The organism is Cryobacterium sp. 10I5, assembly GCF_035019865.1.
GTDB lineage: Bacteria > Actinomycetota > Actinomycetes > Actinomycetales > Microbacteriaceae > Cryobacterium > Cryobacterium breve_A.
In genome coordinates this window covers 1-6,530 of the sequence record NZ_JASJVI010000137.1, presented here as the reverse complement: position 1 = coordinate 6,530, position 6,530 = coordinate 1, and the positions used below count along the sequence as shown (strand labels likewise).

Here is a 6,530-nt window from a genome sequence, read left to right as displayed (position 1 = left end):
CCCCCCCCCCCCCCCCCCCCCCCCCCCCCCCCCCCCGCCCCCCCCCGCCTTTCGTCCGTCACGATGAAAACGTTTCCAACCAATGTTGCAATCAGCCGAGAAAATGTGATGAATGCGCTTTCAATGCTGGCAGACTGGTAGGTAACACGAGTGTCACGATAGGCGCGACACCAGGAAAGGTATCTCATGACAACCGCTACGACAACGGCTGCCCAGCCCCTGATCGCCGGTTCCGGCCAGGCGCGTATTCTTCGGATTATCGGCCTCCTCGGCATTGTCGGCGGCCTCGTTATGCTCCTCGTCGGCGGCGTCGTCTGGGGCACCGTCAGCAGCCAGCTGGCCGGCGAGAAGATTACGGTCGCGGCCGACGCATCGTTCCTCGCCGGATCGACCGTCGACAACCCCCTCTCCGCCCTCGCGCAGGCGAACATCATTAACCACCACGCCATGGAAGCCTCAGGCGGCAAGACGTACGCCGAGCTCGCCCAGGACGACAAGGTCCGCCCGACGGTCATGACCGCGTCGCTGCTTCGCGCCTCGCTCTTCACCTCGATCGTCGCTTTCGGCGTCTCGTTCTTCGCCATGGGCCTCGGCATCCTCATCGGACTGTTCGGCTGGGCGATCTTCGTCCTCACGCCGCACGCTTCGAAGAAGACCGCGGTTCGCGCAGTCGCCTGATCGATTCGGCAGTGTCGAACGGGCCTCGCGGCAGTCGCGGGGCCCGTTTTCCGTGCCCGGCGCGTCCAGCGACCCGGCCGGCATGCAGCGTTCACCCCCGCGGGCACCGTCGTTACGCAGCCGAAACACGGTTACCCCTACTATGGGGCTAACGGACGATCTTGCCGCCCCGAGGGGCGGCCATCGGGAACCACGTCCGCGGAATACTGGGGGACCAGCATGAGAGCTCGCGACAGCTATGCCACGAGGCGGATTTCCCCAACGACGCCGGTACGACCGCGGCGCCGAGGCGCAACGGGACGCCTGATCGCGTTCGTCGCCGCCGCCCTGCTTGTGACGGGCGGCCTCGTTGCGGCCACTCCGCAGCCGGCGGCATTTGCGGCATCCCCCGTCAGCGCTTCGTCCGGCTGGCTGCACACCGCAGGCGGCTCGATCCAGAACTCCGCAAACCAGACCGATGTCGTCAAGGCCATCTCCTGGTTCGGAATGGAGACGAGCAATTGCGCTCCGCACGGACTCTGGACGATCGGCCTCGACGCCGGCCTCGCGCAGATCAAGTCGCTCGGATTCAACACCCTGCGGCTGCCGTTCTCGAACGAGTGCCTCGGCGGGGCCCCGAGCAATTCGATCAACTATGCGGTGAACCCGACCCTCGCCGGGCTGACCCCGCAGCAGCTGATGGACACGGTCGTAGTCCGGGCGAAGGTCGTCGGACTCAATGTCATCCTCGACCGGCACCGCCCGGATTCCGGAGGTCAATCGGAACTCTGGTACACGGCGCAGTACAGTGAGGCCACGTGGATCAGTGACTGGCAGGCACTCGCCGCCCGGTACAAGAACGATCCGACCGTGATCGGCTTCGACCTGCACAACGAACCGCACGGACAGGCCTGCTGGGGCTGCGGAAACCCCGCGATCGACTGGCAGGCCGCCGCGACCCGCGCTGGCAACGCCGTGCTCGCTGTGAACCCCAGGCTGCTGATCCTCGTCGAAGGCATCGAGAACCAGGCCAGCGGTGGATCCACCTGGTGGGGCGGCGGCCTGAGTGGCGTCAAGGCCAAGCCTGTCGTGCTCTCCGTGGCGAACCGGGTGGTGTACTCGCCCCACGACTACCCGGCGACGGTCTACGCGCAGAAGTGGTTCACCGCGGCCAACTACCCCGACAACCTGGCCGCGGTCTGGGACCAGAACTGGGGCTACATCAGCAAGACCGGGATCGCACCGGTACTGCTCGGCGAGTTCGGCACCAAGCTCGTGACCGACTCCGACCAGAAGTGGCTTGCCAAGCTCGTGCCCTACCTCGCGAGCACCGGCATGAGCTTCGCGTACTGGTCGTTCAACCCGAACAGCGGAGACACCGGCGGCATCGTGAAGGACGACTGGGTGACCCCCGAGGCCGCCAAGCTCACGGCCCTCGCCCCGCTGCTCGGCGCAGGGACTCCGATCGTCATTCCGCCGACGCCGACTGCTACACCGACACCGACACCGACGCCGACACCGACACCGACACCGAAGCCGACTGCGACGCCGACGCCGACACCGACACCGACGCCGACGGCGACGCCCGTCCCCGGCTCTGCCTCGATCACCACGACGTGGAACCTGCAGAGCGCCTGGGGCACCGGCTACGTCGCCGACTTCCAGGTGAAGAGTGCGACCGGTGCCAAGGCCTGGAGTGTCACCTGGTCCGATCCGACCGTGACCGCGGTGACCAACGCGTGGGGCATGACGTGCACCGTCAAGGTCAGGACCTCGGTCACGTGCACCGGAGCGGGATGGGCGAGCACGATTTCCCCGGGGCAGAGCGTCTGGGTGGGCCTTCAGGTCGAAGCGACCAGGGCCCCGGCTGCACCGACATTGACCCTCACCTCCAGGTAGGCCTCGAGCTGCCAGACTCCGTGCACCGGACCGGGACCGCGGCGATCCGCGACAACGCGGCATCCGTCGCCCTGACCTGATCGCTCAGATAACGATCGTGAGACGCCCCTAGCAATTCTGACGACCCCGGAGTTCCATGAACCCAGATGGGGGGTTCAGATGCGGACGACGGAATTCCAGGAGCGGCGCACGCCCGGCGGCGTCATGGGCGGGCTGGTCGGGCTCGTGGCCATGAGCGCGGTCGCGGGACTTCTGGTCGCCGCGTCGGTGACGCCTGTCGTCGCGCTGTCGGGACTCGCCGTCACGGACACGATCAACACCTTCGAAAGCCTTCCGGAATACCTCTCGATCGACCGTCTCTCCCAGAAGAGCAATATCTACGCGATGCAGGGCGACGGCTCTCCCCGCCTGCTCGCCTCCTTCTACGACCAGAACCGGATCGAGGTCGGCTCGGACGCGATCAGTCCCTTCGTGACAGACGCCGCGATCTCGAGTGAGGACCCGCGTTTCTATGCACACGGCGGGATCGACCTGCAGGGCACGATCCGTGCAGGGCTCAGTGTGAGCCTTGGCGGGGCAACCCAGGGCGGGTCGTCCATCACCCAGCAATATGTCAAGAACGTGCTCGTTCAGAAGTGCGAGGTGCTCCCTGATCCCGCGGGGCGTGACTCCTGCTACGCAGCGGCCACCCGCACGAGCGCCGAGCGCAAGGTCAAGGAGATGCGGCTCGCGATCGGCGTCGAAAAGAAGTATTCCAAAAAGGACATCCTTCGCCAGTACCTCAATATCACGGGTTTCGGAGGAACGGTCTACGGAATCGAGGCGGCCGCCGAATATTACTTCAACACGACGGCTGCGGCCGTGAGCCTGCCACAGGCCGCGAGCCTCGTCGCCATCATCAACAACCCGGTCAAGTTCCAGCTCGACGACCCGAACAGCGCCACCAACGGTGCGGCGAACGGCTACGCGGCGAACCGGGAACGCCGGGACTATATCCTCGGGACGATGCTGAAGTACGGCACGATCGGTCCGGCCGACTACGCGGCGGCGGTTGCGGCACCGGTCGAACCCAGCATCCAGGAACCCAGTACCGGCTGCCAGACCGCGGGCGGCAGTGCCTATTTCTGCGACTACGTGACGCACGTGCTTCGGAATGACCCAGCGTTCGGGGCGGATGCCGACACCCGGCTACTCAACTTCCGGCGGGGCGGCTACAACGTCTACACGACCATCGACCTGGACCTCCAGATCGCCGCGGAGACCACGATGAAGCAGAATGTGCCGATGACCTTCCCCGGCTGGGATGTCGGCGCCGTCATCTCCAGCGTGCAGGTCGGCACCGGTCGGGTGCTCGCGATGGTGCAGAACAAGGACTACAGCCAGGATCCCGTCGTCGAAGCCACCGGCGCGAACTACACGAGCATCAACTTCAACACCGACTATGCCGACGGCGGTTCGAGCGGCTTCCAGCCCGGATCCGGGTACAAGGTGTTCACCCTCGCCGAATGGCTCAAGGAAGGCCACGCCCTCTATGAACGCGTGGACTCCCGCCGAAAGGCCAATTGGGGGACCTTTCAGGACAGCTGCCTCGGCCCCCAGAACTACGACAAAGAGAAGTGGAACCCGAAGAACGACGCGAACGAGAGCGGTGCCCACTACAGCGCCCTCGAGGCGACCGTGGGCTCGATCAACACGGGGTACATCGGGATGGCCAAGAAGCTGGACCTGTGCGGAATCCGCAAGACCGCGGAGGCGTTCCGGATGCACCGTGCCGATGAGACTCCACTCCTGGAGAGCGCATCCTCGGTGATCGGCACGAACGAGATCGCGCCGTTGAGCATGGCCGTCGCATTCGCGGGAATCGCGAACAAGGGAGTGACCTGCAGCCCCATCGTGATCGACCGGATCGTCGGCCCGACCGGTCAGGACGTTCCCGTCCCGAGCAGCGAGTGCGCCGCCTCCGTCGACCCCACGGTCGCTGCGGGCATGGCCTATGCCATGCGCAAAGTGATGACGAACGGGACCGGGCAGCAGTCGAACCGGGGCATGGTGCCGCAGGTACCCGTGATCGGCAAGACCGGCACGACGGATGGCAACAAGGACACCTGGATGACCGGAGCGAGCACGAAGGTCGCAACGGTCGTCGCGGTAGTCAGCCTCACGGGTGACGCGAACCAACGGACGACCTACTTCGACAGCGGCCAGGCCGCGACCGCCCGGCACCGGATGTGGCCTGCGGTGATGTCGGTGGCGAATGCGAAGTACGGTGGGGACGCCTTCATCGAGGCCAATCCGTCACCGACGCCGACGCCGAAACCGGCGGCACCACGCACGGCACCGACGCCGACGCCCTCGTCAACGCCGCGCTGACCGTTTTTCTTCCTGAGAGTTCCTGAGAGATTCTCACCTCGGAATTTGTTCTGAATTCCCCGTAATCACGGCGTTCTCTCAGTATTTTAATTTGTCAAGCCCCTAGCGCAGCTTTCAAACTGGGGGTATTTTCCCGAGTCCTGTACCCCGAATGGGTTGCAGTCAACCCATCGAAAATGCGTGTCGTAGGTTCTGTGGATGGATTTGTGATCGGCGCGTTCCGGTCATCTGAAAGGCAAAAAACTCCATGCAACAGCTCTTTCGTCGCGCCGAGAAGTTCTCGCCGCGTAGCACAACCGCGCGTCGCAAACTCGCAGGCGGCGTCGTCGCCGCAACGGCGGCCCTGTGCATCGTCGTCGGCACAACAGCCTCGTGCGCGTTCGCGTCCGGGGACCATTCGCCGGCATCCTCCGGTTCGTCGTCCGTAAGCGCACAGTCAGGCTGGCTCGCCGTCACCGGGGTCTGGTCGCACCGCAAGAACCACCACCAGCCTACGCCGACACCTACGCCTACGCCGACTCCGACTCCTACGCCGACGCCGACGCCTACGCCGACGCCGACGCCCACGCCTACGCCTACGCCTACGCCTACTCCGACTCCGACGCCTACCCCGACTCCGACGCCGACTCCGACGCCTACCCCGACGCCGACTCCAACTCCGACGCCTACCCCGACGCCGACGCCGACGCCGACTCCGACGCCGACGCCGACACCAACCCCGACGCCTACTCCGACGCCGCCGCCCGTCGCCATCGGAACGTCCCCGCTGCACACCAACATCGTGTCGACGACCTTCTGGGTCGGCGAGATCTTCAACGCGAACCTCAGCGACGGCAGCCAGGTCTGCAGCACCTATGACAGCAAATGGGCGCTTCACCACACCGGCGTTCAGCTCGGGTCCTCCACGGACACGGGCTGCGGCGGCTCACCCGTCGGAGGATGCGATGGCCCGTCCAGCGGCGCGACCGCTGCGACCTTCACCTGCACGACAGAGAAGCGCACCGCTGCCAACGGCTACTTCCCGACCAGCCAGCCAAAGCCGCTCGAGAACCCGTTCTATCTGGATCTTCCTTACGACGACATCAACGACGCGTCGGCGTTCGCTAACCGTGACACCGTCGTACCGTGGGCGAACGTGGCCCCGTACAGCGCTCACCATGGTGACTCGAACTACTCGTACATGAAGAACCACTGGGTCCAGCTCACCGGCCCGAACGGCCAGACGTGCTACGGCCAGGTTGAGGACGCGGGCCCCTCGAGTGGTTCGCTGTACCACGACGCGGCCTACGTGTTCGGAAGTAACAACGCCCGTCCGGTGAACAAGCAGTTCAGCGGCGACCCGAGCCAGGGTGCAGGCACCGACGTGTCGCCGGCCCTCAACGGATGCCTCGGCTTCTCGGACCTCGATGGTGACAACGACCACGTCAGCTGGCGTTTCGTGGACCGGTCGGCAGTTCCGGCCGGCCCGTGGCTGACCGTCGAGACGACCAGCCAGGTGAACCAGTAGTCGCCGCATAGTCGGGAGGCCGTCCGGATCTACCGCCGGACGGCCCATATAAGGATCCACCGGATGCCCGGTGCCGCGTCTGCGGCCCCGGGCCTCC

At 65.7% G+C, this 6,530-nt stretch carries 5 protein-coding genes; all 5 read left to right on the top strand.

Annotated elements, in window-relative coordinates; genetic code table 11:
• Window positions 1–186 precede the first annotated feature (186 nt).
• The 5 genes from QN350_RS18745 (at window position 187) to QN350_RS18725 (ending at window position 6,433) form a co-directional block, all read left to right on the top strand.
• The gene (locus tag QN350_RS18745) at window positions 187–678 is read left to right on the top strand and encodes an aromatic ring-opening dioxygenase LigA (RefSeq protein ID WP_322139555.1); all 492 of its coding nucleotides are present in this window, start codon (window positions 187–189) and stop codon (window positions 676–678) included.
• Between the two features lie 219 nt (window positions 679–897).
• Window positions 898–2,556 carry a cellulase family glycosylhydrolase gene (locus tag QN350_RS18740; RefSeq protein WP_323517101.1) on the top strand — a complete coding sequence of 553 codons (1,659 nt, stop codon included), beginning with the start codon at window positions 898–900 and terminating at the stop codon, window positions 2,554–2,556.
• A 159-nt stretch (window positions 2,557–2,715) separates the two neighbouring features.
• Window positions 2,716–4,926 carry a transglycosylase domain-containing protein gene (locus tag QN350_RS18735; RefSeq protein ID WP_281534649.1) on the top strand — a complete coding sequence of 737 codons (2,211 nt, stop codon included), beginning with the start codon at window positions 2,716–2,718 and terminating at the stop codon, window positions 4,924–4,926.
• Window positions 4,927–5,298: 372 nt separating this feature from the next.
• On the top strand, window positions 5,299–5,784 hold the full coding sequence (locus QN350_RS18730; protein ID WP_323517099.1) for a hypothetical protein: 486 nt from the start codon (window positions 5,299–5,301) through the stop codon (window positions 5,782–5,784).
• Window positions 5,708–6,433, top strand: a complete 726-nt coding sequence (locus QN350_RS18725) for a hypothetical protein (protein WP_322139559.1) — start codon at window positions 5,708–5,710, stop codon at window positions 6,431–6,433. Before QN350_RS18730 ends, QN350_RS18725 begins: the two co-directional genes overlap by 77 nt.
• The last annotated feature ends 97 nt before the right edge of the window (window positions 6,434–6,530 follow it).

What these genes read in the sequence shown, in the direction of transcription:
- QN350_RS18735 (WP_281534649.1), top strand. Translation starts at nt 2,716, where the DNA reads ATGCGGACGACGGAATTCCAGGAGCGGCGCACGCCCGGCGGCGTCATG.
- QN350_RS18740 (WP_323517101.1), top strand. Translation starts at nt 898, where the DNA reads ATGAGAGCTCGCGACAGCTATGCCACGAGGCGGATTTCCCCAACGACG.
- QN350_RS18745 (WP_322139555.1), top strand. Translation starts at nt 187, where the DNA reads ATGACAACCGCTACGACAACGGCTGCCCAGCCCCTGATCGCCGGTTCC.